At 62.7% G+C, this 17,849-nt stretch carries 14 protein-coding genes and 1 riboswitch; of the genes, 2 read left to right on the top strand and 12 right to left on the bottom strand.

All coding sequences use genetic code 11. The annotated features are described in order from the left end of the window. Positions 1-17 precede the first annotated feature (17 nt). Positions 18-545: a cytochrome b gene (locus BY454_RS01500; protein WP_258075514.1), complete on the top strand. Its 528-nt coding sequence runs from the start codon at positions 18-20 to the stop codon at positions 543-545. Between the two features lie 91 nt (positions 546-636). Continuing rightward, positions 637-1,398 (top strand): adenosylcobinamide-GDP ribazoletransferase, encoded by a 762-nt coding sequence (cobS, locus tag BY454_RS01505; protein WP_104414865.1) that lies wholly within the window; start codon positions 637-639, stop codon positions 1,396-1,398. Positions 1,399-1,633: 235 nt separating this feature from the next. On the opposite strand, the gene BY454_RS01510 is transcribed toward cobS, so the two are convergent. From BY454_RS01510 to cbiB, 12 genes are all read right to left on the bottom strand, one after another. Beyond that, complete coding sequence (locus BY454_RS01510) at positions 1,634-2,302, bottom strand: DNA-3-methyladenine glycosylase I (protein ID WP_104414866.1); 669 nt, start codon at positions 2,300-2,302, stop codon at positions 1,634-1,636. A 68-nt stretch (positions 2,303-2,370) separates the two neighbouring features. Beyond that, complete coding sequence (gene bluB / locus BY454_RS01515) at positions 2,371-3,087, bottom strand: 5,6-dimethylbenzimidazole synthase (RefSeq protein ID WP_104414867.1); 717 nt, start codon at positions 3,085-3,087, stop codon at positions 2,371-2,373. Continuing rightward, positions 3,084-4,553, bottom strand: coding sequence for a cobyric acid synthase (locus BY454_RS01520; protein WP_104414868.1), 1,470 nt, complete (start codon positions 4,551-4,553; stop codon positions 3,084-3,086). Before BY454_RS01520 ends, bluB begins: the two co-directional genes overlap by 4 nt. After that, the gene (cobO, locus tag BY454_RS01525; RefSeq protein ID WP_104414869.1) at positions 4,554-5,165 is read right to left on the bottom strand and encodes a cob(I)yrinic acid a,c-diamide adenosyltransferase; all 612 of its coding nucleotides are present in this window, start codon (positions 5,163-5,165) and stop codon (positions 4,554-4,556) included. Positions 5,166-5,176: 11 nt separating this feature from the next. Continuing rightward, complete coding sequence (locus BY454_RS01530; RefSeq protein WP_104414870.1) at positions 5,177-6,499, bottom strand: cobyrinate a,c-diamide synthase; 1,323 nt, start codon at positions 6,497-6,499, stop codon at positions 5,177-5,179. A gap of 158 nt (positions 6,500-6,657) precedes the next feature. Further along, a complete protein-coding gene (locus tag BY454_RS01535; RefSeq protein WP_104414999.1) occupies positions 6,658-7,428 on the bottom strand; it encodes an ABC transporter ATP-binding protein in 771 nt (256 codons plus the stop codon). A 23-nt stretch (positions 7,429-7,451) separates the two neighbouring features. Continuing rightward, complete coding sequence (locus BY454_RS01540; protein ID WP_258075515.1) at positions 7,452-8,423, bottom strand: FecCD family ABC transporter permease; 972 nt, start codon at positions 8,421-8,423, stop codon at positions 7,452-7,454. 12 nt (positions 8,424-8,435) lie between these two features. Continuing rightward, entirely contained in the window at positions 8,436-9,341 is a 906-nt protein-coding gene (locus BY454_RS01545; protein ID WP_104414871.1) for a cobalamin-binding protein, read from the bottom strand. After that, a complete protein-coding gene (locus BY454_RS01550) occupies positions 9,335-13,552 on the bottom strand; it encodes a cobaltochelatase subunit CobN (protein ID WP_104414872.1) in 4,218 nt (1,405 codons plus the stop codon). Before BY454_RS01550 ends, BY454_RS01545 begins: the two co-directional genes overlap by 7 nt. A 28-nt stretch (positions 13,553-13,580) precedes the next feature. Continuing rightward, positions 13,581-15,437: a TonB-dependent receptor domain-containing protein gene (locus BY454_RS01555; protein ID WP_104414873.1), complete on the bottom strand. Its 1,857-nt coding sequence runs from the start codon at positions 15,435-15,437 to the stop codon at positions 13,581-13,583. A 142-nt stretch (positions 15,438-15,579) separates the two neighbouring features. Next, positions 15,580-15,807: riboswitch (cobalamin riboswitch) on the bottom strand. 22 nt (positions 15,808-15,829) lie between these two features. Further along, positions 15,830-16,852 (bottom strand): threonine-phosphate decarboxylase CobD, encoded by a 1,023-nt coding sequence (gene cobD, locus BY454_RS01560; protein ID WP_104415001.1) that lies wholly within the window; start codon positions 16,850-16,852, stop codon positions 15,830-15,832. 13 nt (positions 16,853-16,865) lie between these two features. Next, positions 16,866-17,810 carry an adenosylcobinamide-phosphate synthase CbiB gene (gene cbiB, locus BY454_RS01565; RefSeq protein ID WP_219820591.1) on the bottom strand — a complete coding sequence of 315 codons (945 nt, stop codon included), beginning with the start codon at positions 17,808-17,810 and terminating at the stop codon, positions 16,866-16,868. Between the last annotated feature and the right edge of the window lie 39 nt (positions 17,811-17,849).

The following is a 17,849-nucleotide window of genomic DNA, read 5'->3' on the forward strand; positions in this document are numbered from 1 at the left end:
TGTGATCAAGGAGATTGATGATGACAATGATGGATACGGAAAACCGGTACGGGGCTGTGGCCCGGGCACTGCACTGGAGCATGGCTGTTTTGCTGCTGATCATGCTGGCCAGTGAAGTGTGGTTCGAGGCACTGGAACACAGCGTATCGGAACGGTCACTGATGGGCCTGCACCAGAGCCTGGGGCTGACCCTGTTTGCCCTGGTACTGTTCCGGGGCCTGTGGCGCTGGCTGAACCGCTCACGGGTACAACCACCAGCACAGTGGGCCATGATGGCACGACTGGGGCACCTGGCACTGTACGCCCTGATGATCCTGATGCCGCTCACCGGCCTGGCCACCTCCCTGGGCGAAGGGGAAAGCGTCACCTTCTTTGGCTGGACCCTGTTCGGTTACGGCCCGGAAATCGAATGGCTGGAAGACAGCGGCGAAGACCTGCACGAAGCACTGGCCAATGCCCTCTGGGTGATGATCGGCCTGCACGTGGCTGCCGCCCTGGCACACCAGTACATGCTGGGCGATCGCATCATGAAGCGCATGGCCTGACCCTGGAAGCTGCAACAGCCTGAACTGACGGCATTCATCACCGCCTCTCAATCGGTACAATGGGCGTTTTCAACGATTTCCGGAGACGCCCATGCCCACCGAGCCCAGCTTTAAACGCGAATGGCAGGCCTTCTGGCTGGCCGTGGGCTTTCTCACCCGCATCCCCATGCTCGCCCGCATCGACTACTCCCAGCGCCTGATGAACCAGAGCAGCCTGTATTTTCCCCTGGTGGGCCTGCTGCTGGGCGTCATCTACCTGTGCGTGTACAGCCTGCTGTGCCTGGCCTTCAGCCCGCTGGTGTCGATCATCCTGGTGGTGATCGTGCACCTGTTCCTCACCGGCGCCTTCCACGAAGACGGCCTGGCCGACAGCGTGGATGCCCTGGGCGGGGGCTACACGGTGGAAAAGCGCCTGGCGATCATGAAAGACAGCCGCATCGGCACTTACGGCACCGTGACCCTGGTGATGGCGCTGCTGCTGAAAGTGGCCCTGCTGGTGGAAGCCGACCACCCCTGGCTGGCACTGCTCGCCGCCCCGGCGGTCGCACGGCTCACGCCCTTGCTGCTGATGGCCACGCTCAACTACGTAACCGACCCGGACAAAAGCAAATCCAAACCGGTGGCGGACGGCTTCTCCACCGCCCGGCTGCTGGCCGCCGTTGGTTTTGTCATGGTACTCACCGGCACCCTGTCATTTTGGCAGCCGTTCCTGATTACCGGCACGTTGGCGGCGGTGCTGCTGGTGGCGCTTTGCTGGGGCGCGTATCTCAAGCGCCAGTTGGGTGGCTATACCGGCGATGCGTTGGGGGCCAGTGTGGTATTAAGCGAGCTAGTACTTTTGTTGTTTCTTTGAATGCAAACTCGATAACCTGCTCGGCAGTTTTGGGGAAGTCTTTCCAAAACCGTGCGGAGCCATGGGTGAAGAGCGAAAAGCTCTTCACGGGCTGGCCATGGATGGCCTGCCCAGGACCTTCAGCGCGACGCAGGAGCAATAAGCGCTGAAGGGCGGAGCTCGAGCGCTACAGGGATGTATTCACAGCGTGTTTTGGAAAGACCTACCCCAAGCCGTCGAACTCCATAACAAAGGCTCAGTTATCCACCGTAAAAGAAACAATCCGTGAAAGGTGACTGAACGGCAGGCCGGTTTCCTCGTGCCACTGGTTGAACGCCGCCTGCACCTGCTTCAACCCCTTCTGGCTGGTGGGGGAAGCATCCAGAATCTCCGCCCGGGTCAGGGCCGTGACCACATCCCGGGACAGGATAAAACCATCCCAGCCCACGCGGCGCAGGAAATACTGGGCGGAATTGCCACCCAATCGGCAGCCATTGCGCTTCAAATACAACAGCAACCCGGCCTGATCGGTGCTGGGCCAGTCCGCCAGGAAACGGCCGAAGCTGCCGTGATCACTCACCACATCCATGATCATCCGGGCATTCTCCGGCACCGTGCGAATTTTCTGCAGGTTGCGCACGATGCGCTCGTCCTTCGCCAGCTCCTCCAGTACCTCCGGCGGTACCTGCTGCCAGTAGGCGGGCACGAAGCCCTCAAAGGCCGCCTCGAAGTCCGCCCACTTGTTCTCGATCACCCGCCAGACAAAACCCGCCTTGAAGATACAGCGGGTCATCTCGGAGAGGTAACGGTCGTCGCTGACGTCCGCCAGTCGGCTTTTATCCAGCACCGGTGGTAGCAGAGCCTGCAAGGCGGCTTCACCGCCTTTGCGCATCAGTGCCTGGTCGTAAAACGCTGAAAAACTCATAACGCGTCCTGAAAGGTCCCAATTTGGGGCTTATCGTACCCGGATTGGGGCCGGTAACGCCAAAGCCATCAGCCGGAGTGCTTTCCGCGATCTTTCAGTTGCTGCGCCAGGTCCGGGTTTTCCAGGGGCCGGGCCCACCGGTTGCCATGCACCAGCTCCTCCAGGGGTAGCCGCGACCGCCAGCCCTTAGCCTGCAACTCCGGCTGGTCCAGGAATTCACTGACATACCCCAGGCACAGATAAGCCAGCGGGTAAACGTGTTCGGGTAACTGCAGGATTTCCGACAGCCGCTCCTGACTGAGGATACTCACCCAGCCCACGCCGATGTTTTCCGCCCGGGCTGCCAGCCACAGGTTCTGGACCGCCAGGCAGGTACTGAACAGATCCATCTCCACAATGGAGTTGCGACCCAGAACATTCGGCCCGCCCCGGCTGCGGTCGCAGGTGATGCACAGGTTGATGGGGCTGTCGAGGATGCCCTGCAGTTTCAGGCTCTGGTAACGCTCCTTGCGCTCGCCCTGGTAGTTCGTTGCAGCCCGGCCGTTTTCCTCATTGAAACTGTCCAGTACCCGTTGGCGCACATCCACGCTGTCGATCACAATGAAATCCCAGGGCTGCATGAAACCCACCGAGGGCGCGTGGTGGGCGGCTTCCAGTAGCCGGGCCAGCACCTCGTCGGGAATGGCGTCGGGCAGGAATTGCGAGCGCACGTCCCGGCGTTCGAAGATGGCCCGGTACAGGCCTTCGCGCTGAGCCTCGGTAAAGGACTGGTCGTGATCGGTCATAAGCCCAATAACCTTTTCAGTGCGTTGGTATCCAGACACTGCTCGACCTGATCGGCCAGGCGGTCAAGCTGTTGCAGCCGGTGGGCCTGGTAATCCACCGAGCGGGCCCTGTCGGTTTTCAGCCCCGCCCAGCGAAGAAAGGTCTCGCAGGCCTTGGGCTCATCAAACAGGCCATGCACATAGGTACCCAGGATCTGGCCATCCTCGCTGATGGCACCGTCCGGGCGACCATCCAGCTGCGCCAACGGCCGGGCCAGGGCCGGGCCTTCGGTGACGCCGTTGTGCATCTCATACCCACCCATGATCGGCCCGTTTTCGGAGCCGGAAGAACCCAGATGCAACGGCCCGGAGACGTACCGCAACTGCTTGCCCGGCACCATGCGCGTGGTCATGACCAGCCAGCCCAGGCCCCCGGTGCTTCCCGCTTCGCCTTCCAGGCCCTCCGGGTCGTCCACCCGTTCGCCCAGCATCTGGAAGCCGCCACAGATCCCCAGCACTTTGCCGCCATAGCGCAGGTGGCGGCGAATGGCTTCGGGCCAGCCCTGCTGTGTCAGCCAGGCCAGGTCGTGACGGGTGCTTTTGCTGCCGGGCAGAATGATCAGGTCCGCCGGGGGAATGGGCTGGTCCGGCCCGACAAAGGTGAGATCCACACCCGGGTGCAGGCGCAGCGGGTCGAAGTCGTTGTGGTTGCTGATGCGCGGCAGTACCGGCACCACCACCTTGAGCGCGCCGGCCTCACTTGTGCCGGCGGCGGCAACGCTGTCTTCGGAATCAATGACCAGGCCGTGCAGGTAGGGCAGCACGCCGAACACCGGTTTGCCGGTGTGTTCGTGCAGCCAGTCCAGCCCCGGTTCCAGCAGGGCGATGTCGCCCCGGAACCGGTTGATGATGAAGCCTGCCGTGCGGGCGCGTTCGCTTTCCGAAATCAGCGACAGGGTGCCCACCAGCTGGGCAAACACCCCGCCCTTGTCGATGTCACCCACCAGCAACACCGGGCAGTCCACCGCTTCGGCAAAGCCCATGTTGGCGATGTCGTTGGCCCGCAGGTTGACCTCCGCCGGGCTGCCGGCGCCTTCGGCAATCACCACGTCGTACCGGGCGCTCAGGGCCTGCCAGCTGGCCATGACCGACGCCATCGCTTCGGCCTTGTAGGCGTGGTAATCCAGCGCGTCCATGTTGCCGTGTACCCGCCCCCGCAGGATCACCTGGGCGCCCCGGTCGCTCTGGGGCTTGAGCAGCACCGGATTCATGTCGCTGTGGGGTTCCAGCCCGCAGGCCAGGGCCTGCAGGGCGGTGGACCGGCCAATCTCACCACCATCGACGGTGACGGCGCTGTTCAGGGCCATGTTCTGGGGCTTGAACGGCGCCACCGACACGCCCTGGCGGGCCAGCCAGCGGCACAGGGCGGCCACCACCGTGGTCTTGCCGGCATCCGAGGTGGTGCCCTGCACCATCAGCGTGGCCATTTACAGCTCCACGCCCTTCTGGGCCTTGATGCCCTGGTCCTTGAACGCGTGCTTGACCACACCCATCTCGGTGACGGTGTCGGCCAGGTCGATCAGTTCCTGCGGGGCGCTGCGGCCGGTGACCACGACGTGCTGCATCTCGGGCCGACCCTGCAGGTCGTCCAGCACCCGGTCCAGGTCGATGTAGTCGTATTTCAGGGCGATGTTGAGTTCGTCCAGCAGGATCAGGTCGTAGCTGTCGTCTTTGAGCATGGCGGCGGCGATGTCCCAGGCGGCATTGGCGGAAGCCACGTCCTGCTCCCGGTTCTGGGTGTCCCAGGTATAACCCTGGCCCATCACGTGGTAGTCGACGTTGGGCAGGTCGCGGAAGAAGGCTTCCTCGCCCGTGCTGAACGCGCCCTTGATGAACTGCACGATGCCCACTTTCATGCCATGGCCCAGGGCCCGGGCCACCATGCCGAAGCCGGAGCTGCTCTTGCCCTTGCCGGGGCCGGTCATCACCAGCAGCACACCCTGCTCGTTCTGGGCACGGGCAATGCGCTCCTGCATGATTTTCTGCTTGGCGGCCATGCGCTTGGCGTGGCGTTCGGGGTCTTTTGCGCGCTCTCGCATGAGGGCACTCCTTATTCAGACAATGAATGATGGAAGGTGAATGGTTCTCCCCGGAAAATCGCCGCCACCAGGGCGGGTGCGGACGGGAAGTAGCCGTGAAAATAACTGGCGGTGAGCGTGCCCAGACGGTACACCGCCTCGCCTTCGGAGCCGGCCTGTTTGCGGGTGCGGGCGGCCGGTTCGCAGGGCGTCTCCAGCTCCGAATGATGATAGGTATGGCCACGCAGATCGCCAAGGCTGGTGTTCAGGCTTTGCAGGCCCAGGGCCTTGAGGCGGTTGGCCATGCTGGCCCGGCCGGGTAGCAGGCCGAGCAGGGCATGCCCCAAACCCTCCTTGTCCCACAATTCGTCAGCGCAGGCCATCAATCCGCCACATTCGGCCAGAATCGGCTTACCCGCCTGATGGAAATCACGAATGGCCTCCAGCATCGGGATGTTGGCTGCCAACTCACCGGCATGCAGCTCCGGATAACCACCTGGCAGCCACAGCGCGTCTGCCCCCGGCAATTCGGTATCTGCCAGCGGTGAGAAGTAGTGCAGCTCCGCACCCATGGCTTCCAGCAGATCCAGGTTGGCCCGGTAGAGAAAACTGAAAGCGGCATCGCGGGCGATGGCAATGCGCTGACCTTCCAGCAGGCGCTCAGGCACAGTCGGGGCCTCGGCGGATAGCTCAACCGGTTGAGGCAAAGTGTCCAGTCCCGCTGCCTTCAGCACCTCCGCGGCCGCGTCCAAGCGCTGGCTGAGGTCGTCCAGTTCATTGGCCTGCACCAGCCCCAGGTGGCGGTCCGGAATGTCCATGGCGTCGTTGCGGGGAATCGCACCGAGCAGGTCAATGCCTTCTGGCAGGCTCTCTCTCAGGAGTTGGCCGTGGTAGGCACTGCCGATCTTGTTGGCGATCACCTGGTGCACGGGCAACTCCGGATCAAAATGAGCCAGGCCGAACGCCACCGCGCCAAAGGTCTGGGCCATGCCCTTGGCATCAATCACCGGCAGGGCGGGAATCCCGGCCAGTTTGGCCAAATCGCCACTGCTGGGGTCGCCGTCGAACAGGCCCATGGAGCCTTCTACCAGAGTCAGGTCGGCGGTCTGTGCCGCTTCTGCCAGGCGCCAGCGGCATTCGTCTTCGCCGGTCATCCATGGGTGCAATTGGTACACCGGGTTGCCGGAGGCGACTTCCAACACCATGGGGTCCAGGTAATCCGGCCCATGTTTGAAGACACGGACATTCCGGCCGGCGTTCCGGTGCAGGCGGGCCAGGGCGGCAGTGACCATGGACTTGCCCTGACCGGAGCCGGGGGCGGTGATCATGGCAGCTGGGACTCTTGCTTCGAGCATTTACCTCATTCCCAAGTCGTCTGAATTGTGGGGGAAACGGGAGTGGGGGAACGCTTCCCGAGACACGCTGTGAATACGTCCCTGTACGCTTGACTGCAGCATCCATGCTGCAGACAGTCCCGGGAAGCGTTCCCCCACTCCCTTGCCAAACACCGTTGCTAGCCTCGCTTCGGCACGAAAAATGGGGCGCCGTCCACTTCCACTGTTTGCAGGTCCTGGTCGTACAAGCGCTCCAGTGCGTTCGGCACCAGCATTCGCTCCGCCGGGCCCCAGCAGGCTTCGCCATCCGGATACATCAACAGAATGTTGTCGCACCAGCGGGCGGCCAGGTTCAGATCGTGCAGGCACATGAAGATGGCGTTGCCCGCTTTCGCCCGCTCGGTCAGCAGTTTCATGACCGCCACCTGGTGATGCAGATCCAGATGGTTGGAGGGCTCATCCAGCAGCCAGGTGTGGGGTGCCTGGGTCATCAGGGTGGCGATGGCGACGCGCTGGCGCTCACCGCCGGAAAGCGTACTGACCAAACGGTCTTTCAGGTGCAGCACATCGAGGGCTTCCAGGGCCCGCTCGGCCATGGCCACATCGTCGGCGCTTTCCATCTGCCAGGGGGACAGCCAGGGGTGGCGGCCGATGAGGGCGGTTTCCAGTACCGTTGCCGGGAAACCGTCCTGGTGGTCCTGGAACACCAGCCCCACCTGTTGGGAGAACGCCCGGCGTTTGAGCGAGCCCGTGGGTTGGTCGTCCAACAACAGGGAACCGGCGCGCGGGGCCCGCAGCCCGGCCAGGGTGTGCAGCAACGTGGTTTTGCCCGCCCCGTTCGGGCCCAACACGCCCCAGACCTGGCCCGCTTCAATGGTCAGATTGAGTGGGTAGCCATCCGGGCGGCCGGGGATGTCGATCACCAGCTTGCGGGTGCTCAGGGTCTGCATGATGGGGCGTTTGGTGATAACCATCAGCGGCTCCGGTACAGCAGGTACAGGAAGGTGGGCACGCCCAGCAGGGCGGTAATCACACCCACGGGCAACTGCTCGGGAGCAATCACGATGCGCGCCAGGGTGTCGGCCAGTACCAGCAGGGTACCGCCGGCCAGGGCGCAGGCGGGCAGGATCAGGCGCTGGTCGTTGCCCAGCACCAGGCGCAGCATGTGTGGCACCACCAGCCCGACAAAACCGATGCTGCCGGCCATGGTGACCGCCGTGGCGGTGAGCAGGCTGGCCAATACGTAAATCAGCCACTCCATGGGGCGCACGGAAATGCCCAAGGCTGCCGCCTGCAAAGGGCCGCGAGCCAACACGTTCAGGCTGCGGCCCAGGGGCACTATCAACAGGCACACCGCCAGCAGGAACAATAGTCCCGGCCAGGGCGTGCGGGCGTAGGATACATCGCCCATCAGCCAGTAGAGCATGCCCGGCAGTTCCCGGGCCGGGCTGATGGCCAGCATGAGGGTGATCACCGCGCCCCAGCCGGCCGCCACCACCACGCCGGTCAGCAGCAGGCGCGAAGGCGTCCAGCTGCCGGTGCCATGGGCCAGACCAAAGACCAGGAAGGTGGAAAGCAGGGCACCGGCAAAGGCCGAGCCGGAAACCAGGAAACCACCCAAACCGGCCAGCATGGCCAGCAGCGCACCCACGGCCGCCCCGCCGGACAGGCCCAGGACGTAGGGGTCCGCCAGCGGATTGCGCAGCAGGACCTGCATCAGGGCGCCGGCCACCGCCAGCAGGCCGCCGGTGGCAAAGGCCGAGAGGGTGCGAGGCAGGCGCAATTCCAGCACCAGGGTTTGCTGCAAGGGCTCGGCGTTGCCGAAGAATACCGACAGCACCTCCAGCGGCGACAGGGCGACGCTGCCCACGGCCACGGAGACCGCCATGGCCAGAAGGCTGGCGAGGGCCAGGAACAGCAGGGGTGGCAGGAGGGAACGGGTCACCGGATGCCTCCGTCAGTCACGCCGGGCACGGGCCACCTCCAGTTTTTCACAGAACAGGCGGGTGCCTTCGAGCATGCGCGGGGTGGGGCGCTGTACCAGGGAAGGCGGGATGAAGAACAGGTTGTCCCGGGCGGTGGCGGTCAGTTGCGGGAACGCCTGCCAGCGGGTCAGCCAGTGACGGTTTTCCTCGCCCATGCCGCCGGCGAGGATGGCTTCGGGATTGCCGGTCACCACCGCTTCGGTGCTGATGCGGGGCACCAGCCGCTCCAGCTCGCCAAAGATGTTGTCTCCGCCACACAGCTGGATCATCTCGCCAATCAGGTGTTCATCGTTCACCGTCATCAGCGGCTCGTCCCAGACCTGGTAGAACACCGGCACGGGCTCGGCGCTGGCATACTGCTCACGCAATTCCGCAATGCCACGGCGAAAACGGTCCGCCTCGACGAAGCCGTCGGTTTCGGTGCCGGCCAGGGTGGCCAAGCGCTCGATGGTATCGGACACCGCCTCAAAACTGCGCGGTTCAATGGAAAACACCGGCAGCTCCAGATCCTTGAGCATTTGCACCTGCTCGGCGGGATTGCCCGTCACCCAGGCGATCACCAGATCCGGCTGCAACTGCAGCAGCCGCTCCATGTCCAGGCGGGTGTGGCTGCCCACCTTCGGCACCTTTCGGGCAGCGGGTGGGTAGTCGGAATAGTCCACCACCGCCACCACCTGCTCACCGGCACCCGCCGCCCACACCAGTTCCGTGGCACCCGGGGAGAGGGCGGCAATGCGGGTGGCGGGTTGGTCCAGGCAGAGCCGGGCGCCGGTGTCGTCGCGGGCACAGACCTCGCCCGCCAGCGCCAGACCGGCCGACCCACCGAAGGTCAGGAAGGCAAAGCTCACCAGCAATAACAGTCGGCGACATATCAGCATAGGTTGAATCGACTCTTCGAATTCTGGCAACCGTCGTTGACCGCCGCACTGGGCGGGTACACCGGCGCACCACCCTTGCGGGCCGCTTCAAAGGCTTCCCGTTCGCCCGGCTCCAACTGATCCGATACCCAGTCCATCAGTGGATGGTCGGGGCGCGTATGGCCACTGCCCGGCAGGCCATGATTGGCAATATTGCGGGCAAAATCACGAACCAGGCGTTTTCGGGTAAACACATCCGTTTCCCAGAAACCGCGCTTGGCAGCCAGCAACAGGATGGCTTGCATGTGGGTTTTGACGTGGACATTGTGCCCCTCCGACAGGAAGGCATCCAGACCGAGTTCATGGCGGTCCCGCATGTAGACATCGTTGACTGCGTCCCACATGCCCGAGCTCACCACCTGGGGACTGGTGACCTGCCAGCCCCAGAGGTTATCAAGAAAATCGCTGCCCATGGTGCGGGCTCCGGCATACCCGTGTTCCATCAGGGGTTTGAGCCACTGGGGGTTCAGGTTCCGGGCTCGCAGCTCCACATCCAGGGCCCGTTCCAGCGAATCGACCCTGGGGTTGGTGGGGTCGGCGTACTGCAGCACCCGGTTCCGGGGTGGCTCGCCGCGCAGGTGTTCCACCGCGTTGGAAAGCCCACCCTGAAAGTCAAAGCCATCGTCGTTATCCAGCAGACCATAGAGATGGCTGGCCCGCCCGAGGTAGGTCTGGCTGACATGCTGCAGTTGCTGGTCAAACGCCTGATGCGCCGGTTCGCCCTGAATCCCCTTACCATAGACATGGCCCATGCGGCGCCGGTAGGCATTGCCCAGCTGGTCACGCTCCTGCCAGGCCCCGGAGCGTGACGCCAGCCGGTTCACACCCGTGCCGTAGGCGCCGGGTGTGGTGCCGAATACCCGATGCGCCGCCCGGTCGCCGGCGTCCCTTGCCGATGCTCCCGCAGCCAGCAACTCCCGGGTATCAGCCACCCAGCGGGCGGCGACTTCATTTACGGCCAAGGGTTCATCTCCGAGCTCCCGCATGGTCACCGGCAGTACCGAAAGGGCCTGTTCCAGGGCCACCGACAGTTCAGGATATTCCTGGCGTATGGTGTCGGCCGACCCGGCCAGGGCATAGCGGGAGGCCAAGTCCAGCCAGACCAGCTGGCTTTCGTACAGATCCCGGAACAGCCCGGAGGTGGTGAAGACCACGTTGTGGCGCGCCGGCGTGTCAGTTTCGTCGCCGACCGGGAGGCGTTCCAGACCCTTGACGATGCCCCGGCTGTTCCAGACCGGACGAATGCCCATCAGTTTCATGCCAAAGGCAATCATCACACCTTCATCGCGCACCGTGTCGGAGGCCCAGAGTACCAGGGCATCACTGTCGCCGTGTTTGCGGTCTTTGTCGCCCCGGGCTTTCACGGCCAGCTCCTCGGCCAGCGACCACGCCACGCGGGTGGGGATCAGGTCATCGGAAAGAGCATGGAAGTTACGCCCGGTAGGCAGTACTTCCGGTGTGCGCAGCGGGTCGTTGCCTTGCCCCGGCGGTACAAAGCGACCATCCAGGGCCGACAGAAAGCTCTCACGCTCCAGCGCCGGGGAAACTTCCAGATTCTGCCGCCAAGATGGCTTCGGCGAACCGGTTTTGCCCGCCATGGAATCCAGCAACGTGTCGATCATCTCATCCGTCCAGTCCCGGCCAAACACGTGCAGGCCCAACGGCATGAAGTGTTCCTGCATATCGGTCACGTAGTGCCCAGCCTCGTGCACCAACAAATCCGGAGCGAGTTCGTCCACGGAAACCTCTTCCACGGCCAGCCCCATTTCACCGGCGATTTCCCGTTCCAGGACCTCTCCAATGTCCAGTGCCCGGATCTTTTCCCGCAGCAGCGTCAGGGCCCGTTCCCGGGTGGGGCTGTCCGGTTCGTTGGCGGACTCCCAGGTTTCCACCAGCTGTCGCAGTTCCAGCAGATCGTCGTACAGTTCCGTGGCTGCCAGGGGTGGCGTCAAGTGGCTGATCATCACCCCCAGGGCCCGGCGTTTGGCCTGGATGCCCTCACCCACGCCGTCCACGATGTAGGGATAGATGAGCGGCAGGTCGCCACCCAGCAGGTCCGGGTAGTCATCGCCGGTAAGCCCGGCCCGTCGGCGCGGAAGAAATTCCCTTGTGGAGTGTCGCCCAACATAAACCAGCGCATCGGCCTGATAGTGATCCCGCAGCCAGTGGTAAAAACCCACGTATTGATGAGTAGGCGGGAAGGTGGTGTTGGCGTGCAGCAGTTCTTCGTTCACTTCCCACCCACGGGGTGGTTGCGGTCCGATGAAGATATTGCCAAATCGCAGGCCCGGGAACACCATGCGGCCATCCACCACCATGGACTGCCCTGGTGCCTCGCCCCAGCCTTTGAGCCCGGGGATGCCGGTCTCGGCAAGAGCCTTGCGACTGGCGAGCAGGGCAGATCGGTGGCCACCTTCATTCAGGCGTTTTTTCCAGAGCGCTTCGTAATCATCCAGGCGCGCCAGTGCCCGCTTGCGGGCCGGGTGCTGGACATGCTCAATGAGATGCCGGAGGTCACGAACGCCACGGTTGAGCAGCCCATTGGCCAGCTCTCTTTCACCCATGGACAGAGCCTGTTCCAGGCGCTCATGCAGATAGCCCAGGGGGCCATGCGTGATTTCTTCCTGTACCACGGCTGGCAGGGAGGCGAGGTAACGTCGGTAGGTGGCGCTGTCCATGCCTGCCACTTCGCCTGCCATTTCCTTCAAGGCCCGGGGGTCGTCCGGCAGGCTGACGCCTTTTTGCTGAATCAGGTCGAGAAGGGCTGCCGGGCTGGCCGGCAAAGGCCCGGTGTTGTAGCCCTCCTGCTTCAGCCAGGTCAGCATTTCGTACAGGGAAGCGGGAACGTCCAGATTATCGGCCCCGATGTTCTGACGGCCCGGCGGATGATTGTAGTAAATAATAGCCACACGCTTATCCGCATTGGCTTTACTTTGCAGGGTGTGCCAACGCTTCAGCCGGTCGGCCACCGCCGCCACCCGCTCGGGCACCGGTTGGGTCACGGTCAGAGCCACACCGGTTTGTTCATCAATTACCTCTGGCCTGGCGGTCGCCAGGACCATCGGCTGGCTGACGCCCTGCAACTCCGGCATAGCCAGTTTGTAGTGGACCTTGTCCGCCGGCACCCCATCCACCGACAACCGCCACTGGTTGGCGGTCCGGGAGGCCAGGCGCAGCCCCTTGATCACCGGCACGTTCAGGCGGGTGAATGCCTCGGTGACCTGACGGCGGCCCTCGCCCCCGCCCACCGTGAAGTCCTGCAGGCTGACGATGCCGGAAAGCGTTGCCGGCCCGATGGTCTTATCCAGTGTCCGTACCGCTTCCAGGCTGGCGCCGCCCCAGCGGGACAGAATGGCAAAACACTGGATGTCGCGGGCTTCCAGGGCGGCGCAGGTCGCATCCAGCAAAGCACGGTCGCCGGGCCGGTCACCACTGTCCAGATCCAGCAGGGTCACCACCGGACCGGGTTGCAGATCGAGATCCGCTGCCTGCTCCACCGCTTTGCCGTTACGGTAATAACGAATCAGTGAACGGGGCGGCAAATCCGGGACAGACAGATCATGCCCGGCCTGGACCAGCAGCCATCGAAGCAGGGCATCCAGATGCTCCGGCGTACGCCCCTGATAAAGCCCACGGCCTTCCAGCCAGGGCACCTGGCGGGGAAACTGCTCGCGCAGTCCCTCACGGTGGGCACCGACCTCAGCGCCAGGCTCCGGCGCTTTCATCAGATCGTTCAGGCTGGCGTCATCCAGCCCTTCCAGAATGATCTGACCCTCGAGCCGCGACAGGCGTGTAAGCGCCCGGTCGCCATTAATGGCCAGAACCGGGAACGGCCGCTGTGCCTCCTGCGCCCGGACGAGCCGGGCCAGCCGCCCCACCTGATCACCAAATACGGCAGCCAGAAGCAGCGCATCGGCCGGGCGAATCAGTGCTTCCAGCGCCTGGCTATCCAGTCGGGCAATCTGCTCCGGCGTTCGCAGAACCACCGTGTGATTAGGATGAGCCGCCAGAAAGCGCTCCGCGCCGGCAGCCATTTCCGCCGCAGAACGCTCGGAGACCACACCAACCACCGTGGCACCTGACACGCCAGGCACTGCCCCCAACTGGAAGCAGAGCACCAGCGCCAGAGCGGGGAGACACCGGCGACAAACCGATTTAATGAAATGAGTCATACCGCTGCCTCAGCCGCAAGTGGCCGGTTTACAGGAAGTCGTAACGAACCGTCAGCATGGCGGTGCGGCCGGCGGTGATGTAATAGCCGCCGCCGGAGTATTCGGCGGTTGCGCGTTCCTTGTCGAAAACATTCTCAACAGTCAGTTTACTGGACCAGCCTGGAGCAAAGGCCCAGCCTGCGTGGAGGTCCAACGTGCCGTACCCGGGTAGCCGTGTCTTTGTTCCCGCATAGTCGTCATAGTCATAACGGTGATTAGCGGCTACGAAAGTTCCCCCCAAAAGCCAGTCCCCTAATTGCTTACTCAAATCAAGCTTTATCGTTTGAGTACTCCGATACTCAAGATCTCGCTCTTCCGTCCGGTTCTCCGGTTCAAGCAATGTTACAGCCGCGCCAGCTCGCCATCCCTGTGCTTCATAACCCATCCCCAATTCAATCCCTTGAATTCTTGCCTCATCAACATTTTGGGGCTTATAAAACCAGGGGCTCACTTCTTGCCACTGAATCATATTTTCGATATCAAGCTGAAAAATCGCTGTATCCCAGAACCAGCTTTGATAATTACCACTCAGACCCAGCTCATATGTCTCTGACTCTTCAGGTTTGATAGTGGGGTCACCGACTGCAAAGGCACTTCTTGGCGTATATAGGTCGTTAAAGGTAGGCGCACGAAAAGCTGTGCCATAACTGAGACGGATACGGTGAGCACGATCAATAGAGTGCCCTAAAGCGATAGCGCCTGTTTCGTTAGTGCCATACGCTTCATTATCATCACCGCGGAGACTCATTTGAACATCTGTTGGACCAAAGCTCAGACGGAATTGACCGAATAAAGCGGCATTGGACCGACTATTCTCATCGAAATCCTCACTACCACCCACCTTGTCACCCATTAGCTCAGCACCGAGAGCCAGCTCATGAACGTCCCAAGTTAGAGTATTAACCCAGCGCGCAGTTCGGGTACGAGTCTCATAAGCAGACGGCCCGGATGTCCGTTCATTTTCAGTTTCATCTCTAGACTCGGAAAACAAAATGGATTGATGCCAGTATTCACTAACAGGAGCTTCCAGCTTTAACGCAGTAGTCCGAAGCATGAAATCCGTTTCCCCACCCTCGAATTCAGTATTTCCATCACTCTCGAACATCATGAAGCTGACTTCACCGCCATTATCAAATTCGTGAGCTACGCGACCGACCCCAGCAGTATTGCGAAACCCCTTATCATCACCACCAGTGACAATGGCCGTACCGTCCGTCTCCCGGTGAACACCGCTCAGGCTCACGCGGGTATCACCAAAAGTTCCCCCGACACCAGCAGCGGTTTTCTGAGTATTAAAGTTACCGACTCCGGCTTCGACCCAGCCTGTGCGACCCCTATCGGGATCAAGAGTGAACGCCTGAATAACCCCCCCGAGAGCGTCTGCTCCGTAGAGCGAACTTTTAGGTCCGCGTACGATTTCTACCCGCTCAACCAGCTCCGGCGGGAAATACTGCCAGGAAGCCCCACCTAACGTTGCAGACCGCAATCGAACTCCATCGACCAAAAACAAAGTGGAATCATTGCTCGTGCCACGTGTATAAACACTTGTGGCCTTACCAAACGAGCCATTGGTTTTAACAGAAATCCCGGGCTGCCCCTGAAGCAGATCCTGAAACGCATTGGGCGCCTTTTCGCGGATCTCTTCCTCATCAATCACCGTCACCGACGACAGACTCTCGCCCACGGTGCGCGGGCCAAGGGTGGCGGTCACCACGATCGGATCAAGCGTGTCAGACACATTGGAGGATTCGGACTCGTTGGCCTGGGCCACGGCGGACGCCAGTGGCAATAGGAGCAGTGAAGTACCGGAAAACAGAAGAGCCGGGGTGGCCTTGGTAATACCCATATTTGTTTCTCACCATCAGGTCGCGCTACACCCGCACGACGGTTAACGATCGGGCCACGGAGGTGAGAGTTCGGGGATGAAGAAAGGAAATATGGGCACACCGGATGCACAGGCCTTCACCCACCGTCGCCGCCCTCCGCAGCATTTGGTGTGTTAACAGGCCGGTCTCCGGGCTTATGAGTGGATGCCGGCGGCATCCCGGGCCATCGCCTTCCCATGTCTCAGACACAGTGGCGCGTTCGATGGCGGTTGACTCAATTACCGTTGCGGGGGCAGCGCTGGACTTACTCAAAGGGGCCTCTGAGCGCACCAGTTTCCCGTTTCACCCCGGGCAGCTTTGCATCGGGGCACCTGAAAACGCGCGCAAAGGCTAACAATCGGTTAATGTCTGGTCAATGACATTTGCAAAGCGCGGCGGCAAGTCTCTGCCATTCGGTCTCGCTTCCCGGCAAGCCAAAACGCAGGGCAGGCGGCTGTTCAAACAGTCGCACGAGGATGCCCTGTCGGGCCAGGGATTCATAAATGGCCAGTGCATCCGGGTGAGGTAGGTAGCGAAAAAGCCCGGTCCCCGTGCTTTCGCCGAGGCCGGCTTCGGCCAACAGGCGGGACAGGCGACGACTGCCTTCAAGCAGGGAATCGCGAGTGCGGGCCTGCCAGGCCACATCCTTCAGGGCGTGCTTCATCAGGTACCGGGCCGGACCACTCATTGCCCAGGGACCCAGTCGTTGCGCCAAAGCCGTAATCACTGAGCCATCACCAATCACCACGCCGGCCCGAACCCCCGCCAGCCCGAAAAACTTGCCCAGCGAGCGCAATACCACCAGCCCGCTCACACCCGCACTCATAGCGAGACTGTCAGCCCCTGGGGTGACAAATGCTTCGTCCACCACCAGCGTACCGCCACGGGCCTGCAAATTCCGATGCCATTCCCGCAGCTGGCCGGCCGGCAGGGCCAGGCCGGTGGGGTTGTTGGGATGAATCCACACCAGGACGTCCAGCGCGGCCAGCCACTCGTCACTTTCCGGAACCGATTCCAGCGATACGGGGACCACGGTATGCCCGGCCCGTTGCCACCAATAGCCGTGTTCCCGATACCCGGGTACCGGGATACCGACATGGCAGGGAGCATAGAGCTGTGGCAAGGCCTGAATGGCTGCCTGGCTCCCCGGCACCGGCAGGCACGCGGCTCCTGCCGGGGCTTCGACCCATTGACGGATCAGCTCGGGCAGGCCGTCATCGTCTTCCGGCAATCTCTGCCAGACCGGGGCCGGAATCTCCGGGATGGGCCAGGAATTCGGGTTGATGCCGGTGGACAGATCCAGCCACTGGCTCTCGGGGATGCCCCATTGCCTGGCGGCCTGCCGGAGTCGACCGCCATGCTCCGGTACCGGCTCAACTAACGCTTTCTCGTTCATCGGCATCGTCTCATCAGAAAAGCAGCCACCCCAACAATCCTGCCAGGATCAAAGTAATAAACCACAGGGCGACACCCCGCTGGACCAAACGGATAGCCTGCTCCACCGTGCCCGGACCCGGCTGCCCGCCGTCACCCAGAACGGGGCGCTGTTTTACCCCCGACGCATAGGGGGCTGGCCCACCCAGGATTACTTCCAGGGCACCGGCCCCTGCCGCCATCACCGGCCCGGCGTTGGGGCTGTCCCAAGCGGGCGCCTGACGCCGCCAGCAACGCAATGCCAGCCGTGTGTTTCCCAGCAGTGCGTAGGTCAGGGCAGTCAGCCTGGCCGGAATCCAGTTCATCAGGTCATCCAGGCGGGCGGCACAACGACCGAAGTACTGGAACCGGGCGTTGCGATAGCCCCACATGGCATCCAGGGTGTTCACCAGCCGATGCAACACCACGCCCGGAAGGCCGGCGACCAGAAACCAGAACAGGCTGGCAAAGACGGCATCCGCACCATTCTCCAGCATGGATTCAGACGCCGCCGCAGCCACGCCCTGCTCATCCAACGCCGCCGCATCGCGACTGACGATGTAGCCCACCCGCCGGCGGGCTTCGTCCATATCGCCGCGCGCCAGGGGCTCGCCAACCGCCCGACCGTGTTCAGCCAGGCCCCGGAGAGACACCGCCAGTGCCACCCCGGACGTTTGGACAACGAGCAGCGGCCAACCTTCCAGCCACAGCTCCGCCGCCAGCGCCAGGCCGACAAGCGGGACGCAAAGGATCAACACGCCGAGCCAACCAGCCCAGAATGAACGGGCAGGCTGGTCCGGCCGGCGGTTCAGTAAGCGTTCCATCCGCACCACCAGGTTGCCGAAGCCCACCAAGGGGTGCCAGCGGCGCGGTTCACCGACTAAATGATCGAGAAGGACAGCCGCGATACTGACGATCACCGGCACGGCCCAGTTTTCCACTATCCACGCTCCTTGAATGAAGTGGGCGAAGTCTACCCG

Source organism: Marinobacter persicus (assembly GCF_002934325.1).
Lineage (GTDB): Bacteria > Pseudomonadota > Gammaproteobacteria > Pseudomonadales > Oleiphilaceae > Marinobacter > Marinobacter persicus_A.